This window comes from Paraglaciecola sp. 20A4 (assembly GCF_011378905.1).
Lineage (GTDB): Bacteria > Pseudomonadota > Gammaproteobacteria > Enterobacterales > Alteromonadaceae > Paraglaciecola.
Window position 1 is genome coordinate 1 of sequence record NZ_WTPY01000077.1, and the last position, 1095, is coordinate 1095.

Genomic DNA, 1095 nt, shown 5'->3' on the forward strand with positions numbered 1-1095 from the left:
ACCCATTCCGTTTTTAAACTTCTAAAAAATCGCTCCATTGGACTATTATCCCAACAATTTCCTCTGCGACTCATGCTTTGGGTAAGCTGATAGCGCCATATTAATTGTCTGAATTTCCTGCTCGTATAATGACTACCTTGATCACTATGAAACATGACATTTTTAGGCTTACCTCGACTTTCAAATGCCATCGTTAGAGCCTTCATTGTGAGCTGACTGTCAGGTGATAATGACATCGCCCAGCCCACTGGCTTTCTAGCAAATAAATCCATTACAACCGCTAAATAAGCCCAACGATTGCCTGTCCATATAAAGGTGACATCGCCACACCACACTTGGTCAGGCTCTGTCACAGCAAATTGTCTATCGAGCAAGTTAGGTATCTCAACATGCTCCTTAGCTGCTTTCTTGTAAGCATGTTGTGGCAGCTGACAACTCACCAGGTCCAACTCTTTCATCAGCCTGTTCGCGCGGTAGCGGCTTAATGGAAAGCCACGCTGCGTTAAGCCTTCTGCAATTGTTCTAGCACCAGCCGAACCATTACTTTGATTATGAAATTGTTTAACTTCACTTATTAAGCGCACTCGCTCTGGGCAGATCACGGTATCTCTAATGACCCAATATCTATATGTGCTGCGGTGCACTTTAAACACTTCACACAATAAAATAATAGGATAACGCTTAGGGTTGCTCTGATTGAGGTTCTCGATTAACGAGAGCTGTTCAGGGAGTCGGACATCAACAGAGCGGTAGCCTTTTTTAAAATTTCTTTCTCCAACTCAATGCGCTCGATCCGCTTTTTGAGTTCACGTATTTCAAGTTGTTCTGGCGTCATTGGCATCGCTACTGGCGATTTACCCGTACGTTCTTCGCGTAGCTGCTTAACCCATTTACTGAGAGTTGAATTACCTACTCCCATGGCTTTAGCCGCATCCTGGTGGGTATAACCTTGATCAACCACCAGTTGCGCTGTTTCTAACCTAAATTCTGGACTAAATGTTGGACGTGTCTTCTTTCTCATCATTGCACCTAATGCTGTTATGAAATTGATCATAACACCTCTTATTAGGTGGCCAAATTAACTATGCCACTACA

At 43.5% G+C, this 1095-nt stretch carries 1 pseudogene; it reads right to left on the reverse strand.

Annotation, left to right across the window (positions count from 1 at the left end):
• A pseudogene (locus GQS54_RS22885) lies at positions 1–1021 on the reverse strand (IS3 family transposase); the annotation flags it as partial.
• Positions 1022–1095: the final 74 nt, after the last annotated feature.